We start from the raw sequence: 19,624 nt of genomic DNA, 5'->3' as shown, positions 1-19,624 counted from the left end.
CCGGACTGTCGCCGGGTTTCTAGAGCCGCCGCGACAACGGGATCCGCAGCGCCGCTTCGGTGCCCGGCACCCGGTTGCCCGCCTCGTCGGTCCGGACCTGGCGCAGCGAAAGCGATCCGCGCAGTTCCGATTCCACCAGCGTCCGCACGATCTGCAGCCCCAGCCCGTCGCTGCGCTCCAGCGAGAACCCGGACGGCAGGCCGCGGCCGTTGTCGCGGATCAGGATGTCCAGCCAGCGCGCCGACCGTTCCACGATCAGCTCGACCTTGCCCGGCCGGCCCTGCGGGAAGGCGTGCTCGATCGCGTTCTGCACCAGTTCGGCGAGCACCATCACCAGCGGCGTCGCGATCTCGGCCACGACCACGCCGAACGAGCCCTTGCGGGTCATGCCGACCTTCGATTCCGCGGTCGCGACCTCGCCGACCATCGGGAGCACGTTGTCGAGCAGTTTGTCCAGGTCCACGCGCTCGTCGACGGAGATCGACAGCGCCTCGTGCACCATGGCGATCGACGACACGCGCCGCACCGATTCGCCCAGCGCCAGCCGGGCCTCGTCGCTCGTCGTGCGCCGCGACTGCAACCGCAGCAGCGCGGCGACGGTCTGCAGGTTGTTCTTCACGCGGTGGTGGATCTCGCGGATCGTGGCGTCCTTCGACATCAGCGCGCGGTCGCGGCGCTTGACCTCGGTCACGTCGCGGACCAGCACCAACGCACCCGCCGGCTGTCCGGCCGGGCGCAGCGGCAGCGCACGGAACAAGACGACCGCGCCGCGTTTCGAGTCGGCCTCGGTGCGCGTGGACGGCTTGCCGTCAAGGGCCTCGAGGATCCGGTGCGACACCTCGGTCGCGTCGAACGGGTCGCGGATCAGCGACCGAGTGAGCGGGGCCAGCCGCTGCCCGACGAGGTCGGATTCGTGGCCCATCCGGTGGTAGGCGGACAGGCCGTTGGGGCTGGCGAACACGACGGTGCCGGCCTGGTCGAGCCGGACGAGGCCGTCGCCGACGCGCGGGCTGGTGTGCGTGTCGGTCTGGTTGCCGCCGGCGGGCGGGAAGGTGCCGTCCACGATCATCTGGCACAGGTCGCCCGCACTGCCGAGGTACGCGATCTCCAGCGGGCTCGGCACGCGCGGCGCGGCGAGGTTGGTCTCGCGGCTCAGCACGGCGATCACCTCGCCGCCGAAGCTCACCGGCACCGCTTCGCGGCGCATCGGCAGGTCGCGGTACCAATGCGGGTCTTCCTCGCGGCAGATCTTGACCTCGCGCATGGCCTTGGCCAGCTGCGGGTGCTCGTCCACGGTGAACCGGGTGCCGACGACGTCCTCGGGATGCGCGGTGGGCGCGGTGGTCGGCCGCGCGTGCGCGACGCACACGAAATCGCCGCCGTCGGGCTGATGCTCCGCGGAAACCGGAACCCAGAGCAGGAAATCGGCGAACGACAGGTCGGCCAGCAGCTGCCACTCCGCGACGACGGTCTGCAGGTGGTCGGCCGCTTCGCCGGGGAGGCCGGTGTTCTCGGCGAGCAGGTCGGAAAGGGTCGACACGGCTACCGGCCGCCCTCGAATGCGGTGGGTTCGTTCATGCCTGCGCACCTCCTGAGTCCATCCAACCAGAGCGTAGGCGCGGGTGCCGCCGAGGAGCGCGGGGGCCGCATGACACACTGGAACGGTTGACCCGTTCCCGGCCGGTGTGTCGCACCCCGCCCCGGGACACTCAGCGGACACCCGAGGAGAGAACATGTCGAAGCGCGCCCGCAAGCGTCGCGACCGCAAGAAGAACGGCGCGAACCACGGCAAGAAGCCCAACGCCTGAGTCCGCGCCCGGACGTGACACGGCCCCCGCACCGGATCGGTACGGGGGCCGTTGTCGTGCGGTCAGTCGCGAGTGGTGCGCTGGTCCACGGTGATCTCGGTGCGCTCCACGGTGACGCCGCCCTGCGTGGCGACGGTCTGCCGGATGGACGCGCGCAGCCTGCTCTTCAGCTCCGCCGGGGCGAGGTCGCCGCCGCACTTGCGGGCCAGCAGGTGCTTGATCTGCTCGTCGATGCCGTATTCCTCGAGGCACGGCGGGCAGTCCTCGATGTGCCTGCGCAGTTCCGCGTCCCGCTCCGGACTGCATTCGCGGTCCAGCAGCAGGTAGATCTCGGCGAGGGCGTCCTCGCAGGGCATCTTCTCCGCGGGCGCGTCTTCCGAGCTCATCGCTTCGCCACCTCCTCGCGGGTCCCCCGGATGAAGCCGCGCTCGCGCGCGACGTCGGCCAGCAGGTCGCGCAGCTGGGCGCGGCCGCGGTGCAGCCTGGACATCACGGTGCCGATCGGAGTGTCCATGATCTCGGCGATCTCCTTGTACGCGAAGCCCTCGACGTCGGCGAGGTAAACCGCGAGCCGGAACTCCTCGGGCAGCTTCTGCAAAGCCGCCTTGACGTCGGTGTCCGGGAGATTGTCCATCGCCTCGACCTCGGCCGAGCGAAGGCCGCTCGAGGTGTGGCTTTCCGCGCGGGCGATCTGCCAGTCGCTGATCTCGTCCGTGGGCTGCTGCACCGGCTGCCGCTGACGCTTGCGGTAGCCGTTGATGTAGGTGTTGGTGAGGATGCGGTACATCCACGCCTTGAGGTTCGTGCCCGCCTTGAAGGACGCGAACGCCGCGTACGCCTTCAGGTAGGTTTCCTGGACCAGGTCCTCGGCGTCGGACGGGTTGCGGGTCATCCGCATCGCGGCCGCGTAGAGCTGGTCGAGCAGGGGCATCGCGTCGCGCTCGAAGCGCTCCGCGAGCTCCAGTTCGTCGGCCGCCGTCTCCGGCGCGGAGTTGGGGGTGCTCGGCAAACCGTTCCCTTCCCGTTCGGCGTCGATGCGCGTCTGCGCATACGGCAGCACCGAGTTTACGCGGGGGTTCGGGAAGCCGGTCCCGGGACGGCTCCTGCCGGGGCGGGGAGTGGCGAGCGTGGTGGTCACGCTGTCTACAACAGAGCGTGCCGACCGGGCATTCCCGGCGGGTTTCGTAGACTCGCCCGCATGGCGGGCAAGGGCACTCCGGCGACGGCGTTGCTGCAGAAGCAGAAGGTGGCGCACACCGTGCACACCTACGACCACGACCCCCGGGCGGAGTCGTTCGGCCTGGAAGCGGTGGAAGCGCTGGGCCTGGAGCCGGGACGGGTGTTCAAAACGCTGGTCGCGGACGTGGACGGGAAGCTCGTCGTCGGTGTGGTTCCGGTCACCGGCCAGCTGGACCTGAAAGCCCTCGCCGCGGCGGCCGGGGGCAAAAAAGCGAAGATGGCCGACCCGGCCGCTGCCCAGCGGGCAACCGGATACGTGCTCGGCGGGATATCGCCGCTCGGCCACCGGAGCCGCCTGCCCGTCGTGCTGGACGGCTCGGCGCTGGATTATCCGACGATGTTCTGCTCCGGCGGCCGGCGCGGACTCGAGGTGGAACTGGACCCGGCCGAACTGGTCCGGCTGACCGGCGCGGTCGTGGCCGGGATCGCGGCGGGTTAAGCGGCCTCGGGTACTTCGAGGACGAAGAACAGGAAGCAGAGGAAGGCTTCCTTGTCTCCGAATTCCTCGGGGAACTTCTCGCGCGCACCCTCTGCCGGGTACGGCTCGCTGATCACTGAGACGCGGAACCCGGCCGTGGTGAACGCGTCGGTCATCGCGTGCAGCGGGCGATGCCAGTACGCGAGCACGCCCTTTTGGCCGTTGAAGGTGTACTCCTCGGACCATCGTTCGACGGCGAAGTAGTTGCCCTCCGGGTGGGCCATTTTGTAAAGGATCGGGTGGTTCACGGCCAGGATCAGCCGTCCGCCGGGCCGGATGATCCGCCGCAGTTCGGCCAGCGGAGCGGTCCAGTCCTCCAGGTAGTGCAGCACGAGTGCCAAGATGACGTCGTCGAACGCCTGGTCGGCGTAGGGCAGCGGCTGGCTGAGGTCGGCGACCCGGAGATCCGCGTCTTCGCCGAGTCTTTTCCGGGCCAGCCCGACCATGGTGGAGCTGAAGTCGAAGCCGCTCACGCGCGCGCCGCGGTCCCGCAGCGAGGCGAACAGCGGGCCAGCACCGCAGCCCGCGTCGAGGATCCGTCTGCCCGCTACGTCTCCGGCGAGGTCCAGAATCGCTGGGCGGGTGTAGTAGGCGTTGATGAGACTGTGCTCGGTTTCGATCGCGTAGGCCTCGCCGAAAGTGTCGTAATCGTTGGCAGTCATGGAATCCACCCTGGCACGACCTCGGGTCAGGAGGCCGGTGCGCGCCAGTAGCGTTTCAGGACTTCCAGCTGAAGGGTGCACTCGACGGCGGTGACGTCGTCGCTGCCGGGGAAACCGCCGCTGACGAAATCGGCCAGGTCGTCTTCGCCGCGGAAGACGCCGTCGTAGACGAAGGTGGACGACGCCGCGGTGAGCGCGAGGAACCGCGTGGTCGGATGCGCGGCGATCGCGGCGCCGAGCCGGGCCGTCGCCGGCGGCGGACAGGAAATGCCGAGGACGGCCTCGATCCGGTACCCGAGCTTTCCCGGCTCGATCTCGACGCGAGGCCGCAGCAGCCCGGAACCGAACATCGCGGTCGCGACGCGCCGGGCCCGGGACTCGGAGATGTCGAGCACGCGAGCGACGTCCGAGTACGGCGTCCGCGCGTCATCGCGCAGGACCGCCGCGACTTCGCGCTCCAGCGGACCTAGCTCGGTGCCGGGTTCTTCCGCCGCTGCCCCCGCGTGCGAGGCGAGCGCTTCTTCCTGCTCGTTGGTCAACCTCCGCAGCCGCCACGCCGCGGAGCTGGTGAGCCTGCGCAAGGCCGACTCCGCGCGCACCGAACGGATGCCAGACACAGCGGGGATCTCGTCGAGCAACGCGCGGGCCGTCGCGGCGCGAGTCATCCCGTGGACCACGGCGTAAACCTCTCCACGCCCTGAAGCGAGCGCGACGTGCGTGGTGTCGTCGCGCCGCGCCAACGCCTTCGCGACTGCGCGCGCCCGGCCAGGCTCGGCACCGATCCACACATGCGCAGGCGGCCCCTCGGCGAGCAGCGACCAGTCGACCTCGCAGATGACGCGGAGCAGGCCGTCGTCCAGCATCCGGCTGTAGCGCCGCCCGATCGTGCGCGCCGAACTGTCCAGGACGCGGGCCAGCACGTCGAAGGGCGCGCGGGGCGCGTGCTGCAGCGCGGCCACCAGGTCGAGGTCGGTGTCGTCCAGTACGCCGTCGTCGGCCACCGAGCGTCCTCCTTCGGGTTCGTGCAGGCGCAGCCTACTCAAGCTGGATCCTGACTGAATCAGGCGTATTTCACATCTTGTTGCCGAAATACGGCGTCCCATGCCAGCTTGATGCATGAGACCCGCAGACCGATGGGGGTATCGAGCTTGACTCGGACGGAGAAAAGGTGACCGCATGACCGCCACGATCGCCTTGGGCTCAGTGACCGCGACCCGCGTCCTGGAGTACGAAGGAACCACCCGCCTGCCCGAAGCGATGTTCCCCGGCCTCGCCGAAGGAACGTGGCAGGCGCACGAATCCCGGTTGCCACCGGACTCCTGGGACCGCGAGTCCGGGCTGCTGCGCACCTGCGTGCAAACCTGGGTGCTGCGCAGCGGGGGCGCCACGATCCTGGTCGACACCGGGGCCGGCGACGGCAAGGACCGGCCCGGCACCCCGGCGTTTCACCAGCTGCGCACGGGGTTCCTCGACCGGCTGGCCGCGGCGGGCGTCGCGCCCGAAGAGGTCGACTTCGTCGTGAACACGCACCTGCACGCCGATCACGTCGGCTGGAACACGCGTCTCGACAACGGCGAGTGGCGCCCGACGTTCCCCAACGCGACCTACCTGCTGCCGCGCGCCGACTACGACTTCTGGGACCCGGCCGGCCCGCACCGGCCGAAACTGGCCCGCGCCAACGAAAACGTCTTCGCCGACAGCGTCGCCCCGGTCGTCCACAGTGGACAGGCCCGGTTGTGGGAGGACAGCTACGACATCGACGGCGACCTGCGGCTCGAACCGGCACCCGGCCACACTCCCGGGTCGTGCGTGCTGACCGTGCGTTCCGGCGCTGACCGGGCGCTGTTCGTCGGCGATCTGCTCCACCACCCGCTGCAAATCGCCGAACCCAGTCTCAGCAGCTGCTTCTGCGAAGACCCGGCACAGGCCGCGGCGACCCGGCACCGGCTGCTCGGCCGGGCCGCCGACGACCGCGCCCTGGTTTTCCCCGCACACGTCGGCGCCGCACCGGCCGCGGAAATCGTTCGCGACGGCTCGAAGTTCACCGTGACTCGATGGAGGTCCGACACATGACCGTGGTTTCCACCGCCTCCGGGCGAGTCCGGGGCACGGCGCGGAACGGGGTACACACCTTTCGCGCGATTCCTTACGCCGCACCGATGTCCGGTGCCGCGCGGTTCCAGGCACCGGCTCCGGCACCGAGCTGGGACGGCGTCCGCGACGCCACCCGGCCCGGCCCGACGGCACCGGCCGCGCGGCGCGATTTCGGCGGCATCGACCTGCGGCCGGTGCTGGGTTCGGGCTGGGTTCCCGGCGCGGACTACCTGTCGGTCACGGTCAGCACGCCCGACCCGGCGACCAGCGGGCTGCCGGTGCTGGTCTTCTTCCACGGCGGCGGGTTCACCGCGGGCACTGGGCAGGCCGAGCTCTACGACGGCGACACCTTCGCCCGCGACGGCGTCGTACTGGTCACCGTGCAGTACCGCCTCGGCGTCGCCGGATGGTTGCGGCTCCCGGACGCCCCGGCCAACCGCGGCCTGCTCGACGCGCTCGCGGCCCTGCGCTGGGTGGCCGGGAACATCGCGGCGTTCGGCGGCGACCCCGGCGACGTCACGGTGGCCGGACAGTCCGCCGGAGCCATGCTGGTCGACGCGCTGCTCGTCGCGCCTGGAGCCGCGGGCTTGTTCCGCCGGGCGATCAGCCAGAGCGGCAGCGGCGAGTGCGCTTTCCCCGTCGAGAAGGCCGACCTGATCACGCGGGCGACGGCCGACGCGCTCGGGGTGGCGCCCACCGCGGCCGCGCTGAGCGAACTGGACGACGAGCAGTTGGCGACCGCCCCGGCCGCGATGCCCGCGGCAGCGATCGCCGGATTCCGCGACACGTCACTGGGCAACAGCCCGTACAAGCCAGTCCTGGACGAGGAGACGCTGCCCGCCCAGCCCGCGTCTGGCCCCACTGCCCCGGTCAGCCTCCTGATCGGCACCAACGCCGACGAGGCGAACCTCTACACCGCGAGCCTCGACGAAGCCGGGCTCCATGCCGCGGCGGCCCGCCGGTTCCCGGACCCCGCCGAGGCCATCGCCCGCGCCCGGGCGCACCGTCCCGGCGCGTCCCCAGCCGAACTGGCCGCGCATGTGATGACCGAGGCGTACATCGCGAGCAACCGGCTCCTCGCCGACGGGCACAGCCGGGCTGGGAATCCCACCCACGTCTACGAGTTCGCCTGGCCGCCGCCCGGCCCGGACCACCCGCTGGGGGCGTGCCACTGCGTCGAGCTGCCGTTCGTGTTCGACCACGCCGCTCTGCCGGACCTCTACGGCCAGTCGGGCGTGCTCGGCCGGGAACGACCGGATCCCGAGCTGGCCGCCCGCACCCACGCGGCCTGGGTCGCTTACGTCACGAACGGCGACCCGGGCTGGCCCGCTTACCGCCCGGACGCGCCCGCGATCATGCGCATCGCGCAAGACTGGTCCTTGAACACCTGATCCCGCGCCGCCCACGCCCAGACTATCCGGCTCGATCGGCCGGAACCGGCCCTCACCCCGAGTTGCCCACAGGCCAGCCAAGTTGTGGATAACTCCACAAAACCAGTCCTGAGCAGCAGAAACGCGTCCTCGAACTATCCACAGCCAGCACTGTCACAGATGCGGCCGGACAACCCGTCCCAACCACTCGGCGGCGGCCCGCGCCACCGCGTCCAGATCACTGGACAACGTGTGGTCCCCCGCCACCACGACGATCTCGTGGTGCGGAGCAGCCGAAGGCCGCCCGAACGGATCCCGCTCCCCCTGGATCACCAGCGCGGGCACCTCGACCGCGTCCAGCTCCGCCTGCCGCGACTTTTCCGGCTTCCCCGGCGGATGTTCCGGGAAAGCCAAGCACAGCACCGCGACCGCCTGCCCGGCCGACGCCGTCCGGCAGGCCACCCTGGCACCGGAAGAACGACCGCCGAACACCAGCGGAAGGTCGTCGAACCGAGCGGAAATCTCGTCCGCCACCGTCAGCCACGCCGTGTCCAGCTGCTTGGCCGGAGCCGGAGCCCGACGGCCGGCCACCCGGTACGGCTGTTCCACCAGCGCCACATGCATCCCGGCCGCCTTCGCCGCCTGGGCTACCGCCACGAGATCCTTCGCCCCGATGCCGCCGCCCGCGCCGTGGCCGAGCATGAGCACCGCGTCGCCGTCGGGCGCGCAATGCAGCTCGACTCGCGCGGGCCCGTGTTCGGTGTCGATCTCGAGCGTGGTCATGGCAGGTCGAACAGCGAGTCGACGGGCTGCCCGGTGTCCACCCGCCGCACCAGCTCGGGACCGTTGTTGCGGACGTTGTTCACCAGGCTGGACACCGGCCGCAGCTCCAGCGATTCGACGACCGAGGGCGGCGTCGGCACCATCAGTTCGTCCACTTCGGACCGGTCCGGGTCGAGCCAGCCCGCCCAGTTGTCGCGCGGCACGATCAGCGGCATCCGGTGGTGGACGTCGGTGAGCTGGCCCGCGGCGTCCGTCGTCAGGATCGAGAAGGTGATCAGCGGTTCGGCGTCGGCGTCGTCCTTCGGCCGCCAGGTTTCCCAGATCCCGCCGAACGCGAGCGATTTCCCGGAGGGATCCGTCATGTAGAACGGCTCCTTCTCCTTGCCCGTGCGCCGCCACTCGAACCAGCCGTCGGCGGGAACCAGGCAGCGCCGCGACGCCAGCGCGCGCTTGAACGCGGGCTTTTCCTTCGCGGTCTCCGCGCGGGTGTTGATCATCCGCGAACCCGCCGAGGGATCCTTGGCCCAGAACGGAACCAGGCCCCACCGCATGATCCGCAGCGAGCGTTCCGCCGGTTCGTCTTCGAGGACGAGCCCGTCGGCGTCGCGGGGATGCCGCTGCACCACGGTCACGACGTTCTTGGTCGGCGCGACGTTGTGGTCCGCCCGCGCCCGGCCCTCGGTCAGGTCGACCGCGGCGAACTCCTCGACCAGCTTCGCCGGGTCTTTCGTCGCGGCGTAACGGCCGCACATGCCAACCTCCTCGGGGTGCCTCGCGGCCATCGTCGCACGCAAACCAGGCCCGGCGCGACTGGCATGGGATCATTCGACCAGGCATGGAGCGACCGGGAGGACGTGGGCGGCTTGGGGCGAGGCGACTGGAGGCGGCTGGACGAATCCGACGTGCGGGTGCGTCCCGGCAAGGGCACCAGGCCACGCAGCAAGCGCAGGCCCGAGCACGCCGACGCGGTCACCGCGATGGTGATCGGCAAGGACCGCGGACGCTGGACGTGCGCGGTCGACTCCGACCCGGACCGCGTCGTGATGGCCATGCGGGCCCGCGAAATGGGCCGCGTGTCGGTGGTCGTCGGGGACATGGTCGGGCTGGTCGGCGACGTTTCCGGACGGCCGGACACGCTCGCCCGGATCGTCCGTGTCGACGACCGCACCAGCGTGCTGCGCCGCACCGCCGACGACACCGACCCGTACGAACGCGTGGTGGTCGCGAACGCCGCGCAGCTGCTGATCGTCACCTCGCTCGCCGATCCCCCGCCCCGGCCCGGATTCATCGACCGCTGCCTCGTCGCGTGCTACGCGGGCGGCCTGGAACCCGTGCTGTGCCTGACGAAATCCGACCTCGCCAGCCCGGATTCGCTGCTCGCCGGCTACGCGGGCCTGGACGTCCCGGCCATCGTCACCCGGCACGACGAGGAACCCACGGGCCTGCGCGAACGCCTCGCCGGCCGGATCACCGCGCTCGTCGGGCATTCCGGAGTCGGCAAGTCGACATTGGTCAACCGCCTGGTGCCCGCCGCCGAACTCGCTACCGGCGACGTCAGCTCGGTCGGCAAGGGGCGGCACACCTCGGTGGCCGCGGTCGCGCTGCCGCTCGCGGGCGGGGGCTGGGTGGTCGACACCCCCGGCGTCCGGTCGTTCGGGCTCGCGCACGTGACCGCGGACGACATCGTGAACGCCTTCGAGGAGTTCGCCGAGGCCGCCGAGGAATGCCCGCCGAACTGCGGCCACCTCGGACCGCCCGAGGACCCGGACTGCGCGCTGGACGACGTGGTCGCCGACGGGAACGCCGGACCGGAGCGGCTGGCGTCGCTGCGCAGGCTGCTGGTGTCGCGAGCGGGCGGCGGCGGGGAAATTCGCGCCGAATCGTGACCTGGAAACGGTAACTTCGCGCGGCCGTCACCGATACGCAGGCGAGTGCCCCGGGCGGGGACGAACCGGAGCAAAATTCCTCCGTCCGGAGGGAACCTCTTCCCGCCGGACGGCGTCTCAGAAGCAACCTCGCGGAGTCACCCCGCCAGTGGCCCGCGCGCCGGACCGCAAGGACGCGGCCTTCCAGGCCGGCCGGCGACAACGCAGGGCAAAGACCGATTCCTTCCTAGGGGGAGAACCATGCGCAAGACCACGACGTTCGCTGTCGCCGCGGGTGCGGCGCTGGCGCTGGTGCTGACGGGCTGCGGCTCGAGCGCCGAGAACGGCACCGCGGTGCCGGCCGGGCAGCAGGCGAAGGACGGCGGGTCCGGCCTGGCGTCGCCGTTCAGCGACGCGCTCAAGCTGGCCGACGCGGCCAAGCAGGGCACGGAGAAGGCCAAGTCGGCGAAGATGTCGATGGACATGTCCATGGGCGGCCAGTCCATGCAGGCCGAGGGTTCGATGCGCTTCGACGGCGAGAACTCCGCCATGACGATGACCATGAACACGCCGCAGGGCACCACCGAGATGCGCTACGTCGACAAGACCCTCTACATGAAGGTCCCGGCCGCGCAGGCCACCCAGTTCGGCACCGACAAGCCGTGGCTGAAGATCTCGCCCGACGCCACCGACCCGATGTCGCAGTCGTTCAGCAAGGCCATGGCGCAGTCGACCCAGCAGAGCGACCCGACGCAGATCCTCGACCAGGTCTCCAAGACCGGCCAGATCACCGGGGCCGACCAGGTCGAGCTGAACGGCGAGAAGGTCAACCACTACAAGGTCGAGCTGGACGTCAGCAAGTCCATCGAGACCTACGCGAAGGGCCAGCCCGCCGAGGTCCAGGAGCAGATGAAGAAGATGCTCGCGGGCAAGAACATCAAGATCCCGGCCGAGATCTGGATCGACAAGGACCAGCTTCCGCTGCAGGTCACGATGGACCAGTCGGAGATGATGAAGTCGCTCGGCGCCTCGACCGGCTCGGGCGCCACGGGCGGCAAGATCACCGTCAAGTACACCGACTGGGGCAAGCCGGTCGACGTGGCCGCGCCGCCCGCCGACCAGGTCACCGACTTCGGCGAGGTCATGAAGAAGATGGGGCACTGATCCCCGGAGCTTTTCGCGGGCCCCGAGCCACTCCGGCTCGGGGCCCGTTTTTCGCGCGCTACTGCCGGTAGCACGCGTTCCCCCGAACGGGTCGGCCTCGCCCGCTGTGCTTGGCTGGAGGCACTTACGGCCGGTCAGAGAGGGTTTTCGGATGCACAGGACGGCCGTGGCAGGTGTCGCCGCGCTGCTGGCGATCGCCTCGGCGGGGTGTTCCAGCACGCCGGAACCACAGCGTTTCACCGACGCCCGCGCGCTCGCCGACGCCGCCTCGGCCGCGACCCTGGCCGGGCACACCGCGAAGTTCACCGCGGACGTCACCACCGGCACCGTGGTGTCCCACGGACAGGGCCAAGCGAAATTCGACCCGTCCGGAACGTCGCTGTCGATGACGACGGACTACGTCGGCGAACCGCTCGAACTGCGGCTTGTCGACAAAACGCTGTACGCGAAGGTCCCGGAAAGCGCGCGAGACCAGGTCAGCGACCACAAGGCGTGGGTGAAGGTGTCGCCGGACGGCACCGATCCGCTTTCACAGGTGCTGGGCGGCAGCCTGGCGCAACTGGCCGAGCAGAACGACCCGACGCGCACCCTGGCCCAGGTCCGCACGGCGGGGACGGTGGCCTCCAGCGAGCAGACCACCCTCGACGGAGCTTCGGCCGCGCACTACCACCTGACCGTCGACCTGGGGAAACTCGGTTCCGAACTGCCCGGCGGCCTTCCCGCCGAAGCACTGGCCCGGCTCGGCGACCGCGGCAAGACGGTCCCGTTCGACCTCTGGCTGGACCCGCAGCACCGGCCGATGCAACTCGTCCTCGACCTCACGCCGATCATGCAGGCCACCGGCCAGACCGGCGTCGCCACGGTCAAGGCGCACTACACGGACTGGAACACCCCGGTCACGGTCGACGCCCCCGCCCCAGCCGACATCGGCACCCTCACCGGCGGCTGATTCCGCCAGCCGCGGGATCGGCGTCGCCGGCCACCACGGCGGATCCCGCTAGACGCGCCTCAGCCGCGCCCATCGGGCCGCCGTAAGTCCCTGGTGCTGAATCGAAGTCCGTGAAGGAGCCCTTCCCGGACCGGCTAAAGCAGTTCGAGCAGGAAGGGCAACTCCTGCAACGCGTACCAGGCCAGCTCGTGGTCCTCGGCGTCGCCGAGGGCGAACTCGGCGTCCTCGTCGCCCAAATCCGCGGCGTCGATCACCGCCGCCGCGGCCGCCACCGCGTCTTCCGCTTCGGCCGAGTCCACGTGGATCGCCGCGATCTGGGACTTCGGCACCGGACCGGCGAGCCGCACGACGGCCGCGTCCAAGTCCGGCCGCAGCGTCGCGTCTTCGACGTCCACCGACACCACGGCTCGCCGCGGCTCGGCCTTTTCCTCGGCCGCGATCAGGCGCAGCGAAGCCCGGGCCGCGTCCAGCAATGCCGCGTATTCCAGTTCCTCGTCGGAACCGCTCGCGTACGCCTCGCGCAGAGCGGGCGTCAGCGCGAAACCGGTGCCGCTGCGAGCGCGGAACTCGCCGTTGGCCTCCAGGTCTCTCAGCATCGCGATCGTCGCAGGCAGATAAACCCTCACCAGTGCGCACCCTTCAGCTCTTCAAGCGCTTCTTCGATCATCCCGCCGAGCAGCCCGACGTCGAACGCGGCCTTGCGGTCGCCGTTGAGTCCGAAGTAGACCCCGCCGTGGTAGGAGGTGACCCCGATCGCCAGCGCCTGCGTGCGCATCAGCGGCATCACCGGGAACATCTCCACCAGTCTCGCCTCTCCGGCGTACACGGGCACCTGCGGCCCCGGCGAATTCGTGATCATCAGGTTGAAAATCCGTCCGGACAGCGATCCGCCGGCCCGCGCGCCGAGCGAATGCAGCGTCGCCGGTGCGAACCCGCTCACCTTCAGCAACCCGCGCGCGGCCACCGATCTTCCCGAGTTCAGGTGCTCGGCCATCGCGTGGCCGATGTGCTGCAGCCGCAGCACCGCGCTCGGCTCGCCGACCGGCAGGTCGATCAGGTACGCCGCGACCTCGTTGCCGACCAGCGCGGGCGTGGCGAACTCGGCGGTTTCGGCGTCGGTGACCGCCATCGGCACGAGCGCCCGCACGGTCTCGGTCGGCGTGAGGTTCTCCCCGCGCGACAGCAGCCATTCCCGCAGCGCACCGGTGATCGCGGCGAGGATCACGTCGTTGACCGTGCCGCCGTGGTCCGCGCGGATCTTGCGGAAATCCTCCAGCCGCGTGCGCACGACCGAGAACACGCGGCCGCCGGACACCCGGACGTTCAGCGGCCCGGGCGGAGCGGGCCGGGTGATCGTCGCCGCGACGCCACTGAGCGTCTCGACGGCCTTGCTCACCGTGGTCGCCGCGTCGCCGGCGACCGCGCGCACGTTTTCGATCAGCTCGCCGGGCCGTTGCACGGTCTCGCTCATCGCGTCGAGGACCAGCTGCGTGCGGCTCGGCTCGCGCCGCGGCACCCACCTGTCCTCGAACGGCTCGGGCGGTTCAGGGGTCTCGTCGAGGATCAGCTGGCCGAGGTCGATCGTGCCGACACCGTCCACAACGGACTGGTGCGTTTTCGTCACCATCGCGACCCGGTCGCCGGCCATCCCCTCGACGAAATACGCCTCCCAGAGCGGGCGTTCCGGCGCGAGCCGCCGCGACATCAGCCGCGCGACCAGGTCGAACAGCTGGTCGTCGCTGCCCGGCTGGGGCAGCGCGGAGCGGCGGACGTGGTAGTTCAGGTCGAAGTCGACGTCGTCCACCCACACCGGGCGCGCGAGGTGCCCCGGCACGGCGAGCACGCGCTGGCGGTAGCGGGGCAGGAACGCCAGCCGCGCGGCGACGAGGTCGAGCACCTGCTCGTAGGTGAATCCAGACGACGGCCGTTCGAAGATCGCCACGCCCCCGACGTGCATGGGCGTCGTCTGGTCCTCGACGTACAGGAACGAGGCGTCCAGCGCGGACAGGCGGTCGGGCATGAGCCGATCCTTACACAATGCGAGACTGGCCGGTGTGGGTGATGAGCTGGCGGGTTCGCCGAAAGACCGCTTCCTGACCGTCTACGGGCGCAAGCCCGTGCTGGAGGCGCTGGGCGATCCGGACCTGCGCGTGGACAAGGTGATCCTCGCCGACACCGCCCGCGGCCCCGCCGCCGCGGAGATCCAGCGCGCCGCTAAAGCCGCCGGGGTTCCGGTGCAGCGGGCGAGCGCGCATCGGGTGAAAGTGCTGGCCGGCAACGGAAAACAGGACCAGGGCGTACTGGCCGACGTCGTCGCGCCCCGGATGCGCGCCCTCGCCGCCGCCCTCGACGACCGCCGCCCGCCCGCCCGGCTGCTGCTCCTCGACGGCATCACCACCCCGGCCAACGTGGGCATGATCCTGCGCACCGCGACGGCCGCCGGGCTCGCTGGCGTGATCGTGCCGCGCCGGGGTGTCGCCGCACTGGACCCGATGGTGGTGAAGTCCTCCGCGGGTGTCGCCTTTCGCGCACCGATGCTGCGCTGCGGATCGGCCCGCGAGGCGGCGGAAATGCTGGTGGAGGCCGGGTACAGCCTGTTCGCGCTGGGTGCCTCGGCACCGACGTCGCTGTTCGACGTGGAGCTGCCGCAGCGGTCGGCGTTCGTGCTGGGCGGCGAAACCGAAGGCGTCGGCGAGGCGGTCGCTGAACTGGTGACGGAGTGGGTGTCGATCCCGATGCCCGGCGACGTCGAATCGCTGAACGTCTCCGCCGCGGCCGCGGTGCTGTCCTTCGAACTCGTGCGGCGCGGGGTCAGCTGAACAACGCCGCCAGTTCGTCGAGAGTTTCGGCGATGGTGCGGTGGTGCACGCCGACCATGCCCGCGGCGACGGCCCCGCGCACATTCCGCTCGGCGTCGTCCACGAACACACAGCGGGGCGCGGCCAGCCCGATCCGCTCGGCCGCGACGAGATAGATCTCGCGGTTCGGCTTGGCCACCCCGACCTCACCGGAGAAGACGAGCGCGTCAAAGTATCGCGCTAGCTCGGTTTTCATCTCTGGTGCGGCTCCTGGCGCGTTCGAGACCAGCGCGGTGCGCATGCCGTTCGCCCGGGCGTCGCGCAGGTACTCGTAGAGCAGCGCGGCGTCCTGGTCGGTGAGCACTCCGGCGTAGTCGACGAGCAAGCCTTTCAGCACTTCGCCAGCCTATCCGCTCTCGGTCGCGCAAGGTCTCCGCCGCGGCATCACCAGCGCGCTCACCGCCACCGCGACGAGGCCCCATTAGCGCATCCGAGAGATCCCGTGTGCGCCGTTCTGCCCTTTTCGCCGGATCAGGCACACAACGTCCCATCCTCCGGCCGCCGGGCGCACTAACCCGCGGGTGGACGTCCATGTTTCGGGGAGGGAACTCAATGACGAACCACAGCCTCCGGCCGCTGTCCGCTGTCCCGGAGGTCAAGGGCCGACGTACGCATCGCCGCACCGCGTGGCCGTCGCCGTACGACCTGCCGCCCGCTGGGCATCGGCTGCTGCGGCTCACAGACCCGCCCACAGGACGGCGGCTCACCCAGCGGCTCAACGCCATCCTCGAAGTCCTCGCGGGTCGGCGCGCGGCCGGGCAGATTCGCCCGCTCGTGGACGAGGCGTTGTTTTCCCGGCTCAGCAGTCAGGGACTGATGCCGGGCATCCGCCACCACGTCGCCGGGGATCTGCGGGTGTGCCGTCCGACCGAGACCGCGCTGGAAACCAGCACGATCATCCATTCCGGACCCCGCGTGCTGGCATTGGCGGCCCGGTTCGAGCGCACGCGGACGGGCTGGGTGTGCACGCGGTTTCACGTGCTCGCACCGCGCACCGAGGGGGTGCAGGCCGGACGGCCTTCGGTCGCCTAGCTGGGTTCAGGACAGCTGTCCTAACTCCTGGGACAGCCGTTCGGTGCGTTAACCGGCATTGAAGCCGATCAGCCGAGCGGGGCACCGCCGCCCGCGCAGGTCCACTGTGGACCCCAGACGACAGAACGGCAGCACGAGAAGTTCTCGTGCTGCCGTTCTCAGCCGTGCCGTCCACAGAGGACAGCATCAGGGACGCGTCAGCGACGCGGCCCCTTCTTGCCCTTCTTCGCCTGCGCCCGCTCAGCGGCCCGCCGCTCGCGACGGGTGCCGCCCGCGGCTCCGGCGTCCGAGTCGCTGGCACTGTCCGAATGGGACTCGACACCGCCGCCCTCGGACGGGCCGGACATGGTCAGTCCGGATTGGACACCGCCGCCGAGTCCCTTGCCGCGCAAGGCGGACGGGACCGAATCGGAGTCGGTGGCCGGGGGCTGCGGCGGGGCCGGGCGGGCGTGCTTGCCCTCGTTCTCGCTCTTGGCGCCGAAAGCCCCGGCCGCCGCGGCGGTGGCGGACGTGACGCCGCCCGGGAGCGCCGACGGTTCCGGCTGCTGCACGGTTTCCGGCTCGGCGCGCTCGACCTGCAGGTTGAACAGGAAGCCGACGGCCTCCTCCTTCAGCGAGTCGAGCATCGCGCGGAACATGTCGAAGCCCTCGCGCTGGTACTCGATCAGCGGGTCGCGCTGCGCGAGCGCCCGCATGCCGATGCCCTCCTTGAGATAGTCCATCTCGTAGAGGTGCTCGCGCCACTTGCGGTCCAGCACGGTGAGCATGACCTGGCGCTCGAGGCGGCGCATCGAGCCTTCCTCGCCGACCAGTTCGTCGATCTCGGCCTCGCGCTTGGCGTACGCCGCGAGCGCGTCGTCGACCAGCGCCTGGCTCAGGCTTTCCGCGTCGAGGTCGCCGTCTTCGATCAGGTCGTTCCAGTCGAGGCTCACCGGGTACAGCGTCTTCAGCGCGGTCCACAGCTGCTCGTGGTCCCAGTCCTCGGCGTAGCCCTGGGACGTGGCGCCCGCGACGTACGCCTTCACCACGTCGACGATCATGTGCTCGATCTGCTCGCGCAGGTCCTCGCCCTCGAGCACGCGGTGCCGCTCGGCGTAGATCACCTTGCGCTGCTCGTTCATGACCTCGTCGTACTTGAGGACGTTCTTGCGGGTCTCCATGTTGAGCTGCTCGACCTGGGTCTGCGCGCTCTTGATCGCCTTGGAGACCATCTTGTGCTCGATCGGCACGTCGTCCGGCAGCCGCATGGTCGTCATGATGCGTTCGACCAGCACCGCGTTGAACCGGCGCATCAGGTCGTCGCCCAGCGACAGGTAGAACCGCGATTCGCCGGGGTCGCCCTGTCGTCCGGAACGACCGCGCAGCTGGTTGTCGATGCGCCGCGACTCGTGCCGCTCAGTGCCGAGCACGTAGAGCCCGCCCGCCTCGCGGACCTCGTCGGCTTCGACGCGCGCCTCTTCCTTGATCTCCTCGAGCACCTTCGGCCACGCGGCCTCGTACTCCTCGGAGTTCTCGACCGGGTCGAGGCCGCGCTCGCGCAGCACCTCGTCGGCGATGATGTCCGGGTTGCCGCCGAGCACGATGTCGGTACCGCGGCCCGCCATGTTCGTGGCGACGGTGACCGCGCCCTTCCGGCCGGCGCGCGCGACGATCAGCGCTTCCTTGTCGTGGTACTTCGCGTTCAGCACCTCGTGCGGCACGCCCAGCTTGAGCAGCAGCTTCGACAGGTGCTCGGACTTCTCCACGCTCGTGGTGCCGACCAGCACCGGCTGGCCCTTTTCGTGCCGCTCGGCGATGTCCTCGGCGACCGCCTCGAACTTGGCCTGCTCGTTCTTGTAGATCAGGTCGGCGCGGTCGGCGCGGATCATCGGCCGGTTCGTCGGGATCGGCACCACGCCGAGCTTGTAGGTCTGGTGGAACTCGGCCGCCTCGGTCTCGGCGGTACCGGTCATGCCGGCCAGCTTCTTGTAGAGCCGGAAGTAGTTCTGCAGCGTGATCGTGGCGAGCGTCTGGTTCTCCGCCTTGATCTCGACGCCTTCCTTGGCCTCGATCGCCTGGTGCATGCCCTCGTTGTAACGGCGGCCGACGAGGATGCGCCCGGTGAACTCGTCGACGATCATGACCTCGCCGTCGCGGACGATGTAGTCCTTGTCCTTGTGGTAGAGCTCCTTGACCTTCAGCGCGTTGTTCAAGTAGCCGACCAGCGGGGTGTTCGCCGCCTCGTAGAGGTTCTCGATGCCGAGCTGGTCCTCGACGAACCGGACGCCCTTCTCGGTGACCGCGACGGTGCGCTTGCGGACGTCGACCTCGTAGTGGTACTTCGAGTTGATCAGGTTGGCCTTCTCGACCCGCTCGCGCGTGCCCATGGTGGTGGTGTCGATGCCCTGCATCAGCGGCGCGAGCCGGGCGAACTCGACGTACCACCGCGACGACTGGTCCGCGGGGCCGGAGATGATCAGCGGGGTGCGCGCCTCGTCGATGAGGATCGAGTCGACCTCGTCGACGATCGCGAAGTTGTGCCCGCGCTGCACGCATTCGTCGAGCGACCAGGTCATGTTGTCGCGCAGGTAGTCGAAGCCGAACTCGTTGTTCGTGCCGTAGGTGACGTCGGCGTTGTAGTGCTTGCGGCGCTCCTGCGGGTCCTGCTCCGCGACGATGACGCCGACCTCGAGGCCGAGGAAGCGGTGGATGCGGCCCATCCACTCCGCGTCGCGCTTGGCGAGGTAGTCGTTCGTGGTGACGACGTGCACGCCGTCCCCGGGGATGGCGTTCAGATAGGCCGCGAGGACACAGGTCAGCGTCTTGCCCTCGCCGGTCTTCATCTCGGCGACCTGGCCGAGGTGCAGCGCGGCCCCGCCCATGAGCTGGACGTCGTACGGCCGCTGGCCGAGCACCCGGTGCGCGGCTTCCCTCGCGACGGCGAACGCCTCCGGCAGGAGCTCGTCCAGGGATTCGCCCTTGCCGTACCGCTCGCGGAACTCGTCGGTCTTGGCCCGCAGTTCGGCGTCCGACAGGTCCTTCACGTCGTCTTCGAGGGTGTTGATGTGATCGGCGATGTTGCGCAGCCGCTTCACCATCTTGCCCTCGCCCGCGCGGAGCAGGCGGTTCAGCACCATCCGGTCGACCTCACTAGCTGATCATGATCGCGCCCAGGCCGTTCCCGGGCAGTAAATCGCCACGGCTGGCGCCCGTGTGCGCCGCCGCCGTCTCCCCCATCGTAGGGAACGCGGACTGGTCCGCGCACGCACGTCGTCGCAGAAGGTCACGGGAGGTTTCCACAGGTCCCGACGAAGGTCGTGCCGCGAGTCGCGCTCCGGGCACG

Annotated in this window: 19 protein-coding genes and 1 pseudogene; 9 read left to right on the top strand and 11 right to left on the bottom strand. The window is 70.1% G+C overall.

All coding sequences use genetic code 11. The features are described 5' to 3' along the window. Positions 1-19: 19 nt before the first annotated feature. Positions 20-1,540 (bottom strand): sensor histidine kinase, encoded by a 1,521-nt coding sequence (locus ATK30_RS26175; RefSeq protein ID WP_101437846.1) that lies wholly within the window; start codon positions 1,538-1,540, stop codon positions 20-22. A 193-nt stretch (positions 1,541-1,733) separates the two neighbouring features. On the opposite strand from ATK30_RS26175, the gene ATK30_RS47535 reads away from it, so the two are divergent. Then, on the top strand, positions 1,734-1,808 hold the full coding sequence (locus ATK30_RS47535; protein WP_098515123.1) for a 50S ribosomal protein bL37: 75 nt from the start codon (positions 1,734-1,736) through the stop codon (positions 1,806-1,808). A gap of 62 nt (positions 1,809-1,870) precedes the next feature. Here the strand turns inward: ATK30_RS47535 and rsrA are convergent, their stop codons facing one another. Together rsrA and ATK30_RS26165 are read right to left on the bottom strand one after the other, a co-directional pair. Beyond that, complete coding sequence (gene rsrA / locus ATK30_RS26170) at positions 1,871-2,194, bottom strand: mycothiol system anti-sigma-R factor (RefSeq protein ID WP_101437845.1); 324 nt, start codon at positions 2,192-2,194, stop codon at positions 1,871-1,873. Next, entirely contained in the window at positions 2,191-2,817 is a 627-nt protein-coding gene (locus ATK30_RS26165) for a sigma-70 family RNA polymerase sigma factor (protein ID WP_101441083.1), read from the bottom strand. The genes rsrA and ATK30_RS26165 overlap by 4 nt, the downstream gene beginning before the upstream one ends. Before the next feature lie 189 nt (positions 2,818-3,006). Between ATK30_RS26165 and ybaK the strand changes: the two genes are divergently transcribed. Next, the gene (gene ybaK / locus ATK30_RS26160) at positions 3,007-3,486 is read left to right on the top strand and encodes a Cys-tRNA(Pro) deacylase (protein ID WP_009082959.1); all 480 of its coding nucleotides are present in this window, start codon (positions 3,007-3,009) and stop codon (positions 3,484-3,486) included. Here ybaK and ATK30_RS26155 read toward each other — a convergent pair. Continuing rightward, positions 3,483-4,187, bottom strand: a complete 705-nt coding sequence (locus ATK30_RS26155; RefSeq protein ID WP_101437844.1) for a class I SAM-dependent methyltransferase — start codon at positions 4,185-4,187, stop codon at positions 3,483-3,485. The two genes, ybaK and ATK30_RS26155, sit on opposite strands and share 4 nt — an antisense overlap. Before the next feature lie 26 nt (positions 4,188-4,213). Beyond that, positions 4,214-5,188 (bottom strand): Lrp/AsnC family transcriptional regulator, encoded by a 975-nt coding sequence (locus ATK30_RS26150; protein WP_101437843.1) that lies wholly within the window; start codon positions 5,186-5,188, stop codon positions 4,214-4,216. Positions 5,189-5,363: 175 nt separating this feature from the next. On the opposite strand from ATK30_RS26150, the gene ATK30_RS26145 reads away from it, so the two are divergent. Together ATK30_RS26145 and ATK30_RS26140 are read left to right on the top strand one after the other, a co-directional pair. Next, entirely contained in the window at positions 5,364-6,260 is an 897-nt protein-coding gene (locus tag ATK30_RS26145; protein ID WP_101437842.1) for an MBL fold metallo-hydrolase, read from the top strand. Beyond that, complete coding sequence (locus tag ATK30_RS26140) at positions 6,257-7,672, top strand: carboxylesterase/lipase family protein (RefSeq protein WP_244194730.1); 1,416 nt, start codon at positions 6,257-6,259, stop codon at positions 7,670-7,672. The genes ATK30_RS26145 and ATK30_RS26140 overlap by 4 nt, the downstream gene beginning before the upstream one ends. 153 nt (positions 7,673-7,825) lie before the next feature. Here ATK30_RS26140 and ATK30_RS26135 read toward each other — a convergent pair whose 3' ends face one another. Together ATK30_RS26135 and ATK30_RS26130 are read right to left on the bottom strand one after the other, a co-directional pair. Then, a complete protein-coding gene (locus tag ATK30_RS26135; protein WP_101437840.1) occupies positions 7,826-8,434 on the bottom strand; it encodes an alpha/beta hydrolase family protein in 609 nt (202 codons plus the stop codon). Beyond that, a complete protein-coding gene (locus ATK30_RS26130) occupies positions 8,431-9,186 on the bottom strand; it encodes an SOS response-associated peptidase (RefSeq protein WP_101437839.1) in 756 nt (251 codons plus the stop codon). Before ATK30_RS26130 ends, ATK30_RS26135 begins: the two co-directional genes overlap by 4 nt. A 111-nt stretch (positions 9,187-9,297) precedes the next feature. On the opposite strand from ATK30_RS26130, the gene rsgA reads away from it, so the two are divergent. From rsgA to ATK30_RS26115, 3 genes are all read left to right on the top strand, one after another. Beyond that, the gene (gene rsgA / locus ATK30_RS26125; RefSeq protein ID WP_101441082.1) at positions 9,298-10,320 is read left to right on the top strand and encodes a ribosome small subunit-dependent GTPase A; all 1,023 of its coding nucleotides are present in this window, start codon (positions 9,298-9,300) and stop codon (positions 10,318-10,320) included. Positions 10,321-10,560: 240 nt separating this feature from the next. Further along, positions 10,561-11,463 carry an SCO4651 family lipoprotein gene (locus ATK30_RS26120; RefSeq protein ID WP_101437838.1) on the top strand — a complete coding sequence of 301 codons (903 nt, stop codon included), beginning with the start codon at positions 10,561-10,563 and terminating at the stop codon, positions 11,461-11,463. A 151-nt stretch (positions 11,464-11,614) separates the two neighbouring features. Further along, positions 11,615-12,412 (top strand): SCO4651 family lipoprotein, encoded by a 798-nt coding sequence (locus ATK30_RS26115; protein ID WP_101437837.1) that lies wholly within the window; start codon positions 11,615-11,617, stop codon positions 12,410-12,412. A gap of 134 nt (positions 12,413-12,546) precedes the next feature. On the opposite strand, the gene ATK30_RS26110 is transcribed toward ATK30_RS26115, so the two are convergent. Both ATK30_RS26110 and ATK30_RS26105 read right to left on the bottom strand, forming a co-directional pair. After that, positions 12,547-13,038: a DUF6912 family protein gene (locus tag ATK30_RS26110; protein WP_101437836.1), complete on the bottom strand. Its 492-nt coding sequence runs from the start codon at positions 13,036-13,038 to the stop codon at positions 12,547-12,549. Next, positions 13,035-14,432, bottom strand: a complete 1,398-nt coding sequence (locus ATK30_RS26105) for a WS/DGAT/MGAT family O-acyltransferase (protein WP_101437835.1) — start codon at positions 14,430-14,432, stop codon at positions 13,035-13,037. The genes ATK30_RS26110 and ATK30_RS26105 overlap by 4 nt, the downstream gene beginning before the upstream one ends. 34 nt (positions 14,433-14,466) lie before the next feature. On the opposite strand from ATK30_RS26105, the gene ATK30_RS26100 reads away from it, so the two are divergent. Continuing rightward, a complete protein-coding gene (locus ATK30_RS26100; RefSeq protein WP_101437834.1) occupies positions 14,467-15,231 on the top strand; it encodes a TrmH family RNA methyltransferase in 765 nt (254 codons plus the stop codon). On the opposite strand, the gene ATK30_RS26095 is transcribed toward ATK30_RS26100, so the two are convergent. Next, positions 15,224-15,607 (bottom strand): HAD-IA family hydrolase, encoded by a 384-nt coding sequence (locus ATK30_RS26095; protein WP_101437833.1) that lies wholly within the window; start codon positions 15,605-15,607, stop codon positions 15,224-15,226. The genes ATK30_RS26100 and ATK30_RS26095 overlap by 8 nt on opposite strands. A 215-nt stretch (positions 15,608-15,822) precedes the next feature. On the opposite strand from ATK30_RS26095, the gene ATK30_RS26090 reads away from it, so the two are divergent. After that, positions 15,823-16,302: an Rv3235 family protein gene (locus tag ATK30_RS26090; RefSeq protein ID WP_208637427.1), complete on the top strand. Its 480-nt coding sequence runs from the start codon at positions 15,823-15,825 to the stop codon at positions 16,300-16,302. 560 nt (positions 16,303-16,862) lie between these two features. Here the strand turns inward: ATK30_RS26090 and secA are convergent. Next, positions 16,863-19,418, bottom strand: a pseudogene (gene secA, locus ATK30_RS26085) (preprotein translocase subunit SecA); the annotation flags it as partial. Between the last annotated feature and the right edge of the window lie 206 nt (positions 19,419-19,624).

Origin of the sequence: Amycolatopsis echigonensis (assembly GCF_002846615.1) — a bacterium.
Classification (GTDB): domain Bacteria; phylum Actinomycetota; class Actinomycetes; order Mycobacteriales; family Pseudonocardiaceae; genus Amycolatopsis; species Amycolatopsis echigonensis.
Note: the sequence above shows the minus strand (reverse complement) of the source record. Positions and strands in the feature narration are given on the sequence as shown.

Coding starts and splice junctions, on each gene's coding strand:
- ybaK (WP_009082959.1), top strand. CDS start 3,007: ATGGCGGGCAAGGGCACTCCGGCGACGGCGTTGCTGCAGAAGCAGAAG.
- ATK30_RS26145 (WP_101437842.1), top strand. CDS start 5,364: ATGACCGCCACGATCGCCTTGGGCTCAGTGACCGCGACCCGCGTCCTG.
- ATK30_RS26135 (WP_101437840.1), bottom strand. CDS start 8,434: ATGACCACGCTCGAGATCGACACCGAACACGGGCCCGCGCGAGTCGAG.
- ATK30_RS26155 (WP_101437844.1), bottom strand. CDS start 4,187: ATGACTGCCAACGATTACGACACTTTCGGCGAGGCCTACGCGATCGAA.
- ATK30_RS26130 (WP_101437839.1), bottom strand. CDS start 9,186: ATGTGCGGCCGTTACGCCGCGACGAAAGACCCGGCGAAGCTGGTCGAG.
- rsrA (WP_101437845.1), bottom strand. CDS start 2,194: ATGAGCTCGGAAGACGCGCCCGCGGAGAAGATGCCCTGCGAGGACGCC.
- ATK30_RS26090 (WP_208637427.1), top strand. CDS start 15,823: ATGACGAACCACAGCCTCCGGCCGCTGTCCGCTGTCCCGGAGGTCAAG.
- ATK30_RS26140 (WP_244194730.1), top strand. CDS start 6,257: ATGACCGTGGTTTCCACCGCCTCCGGGCGAGTCCGGGGCACGGCGCGG.
- ATK30_RS26120 (WP_101437838.1), top strand. CDS start 10,561: ATGCGCAAGACCACGACGTTCGCTGTCGCCGCGGGTGCGGCGCTGGCG.
- ATK30_RS26105 (WP_101437835.1), bottom strand. CDS start 14,432: ATGCCCGACCGCCTGTCCGCGCTGGACGCCTCGTTCCTGTACGTCGAG.
- ATK30_RS26115 (WP_101437837.1), top strand. CDS start 11,615: ATGCACAGGACGGCCGTGGCAGGTGTCGCCGCGCTGCTGGCGATCGCC.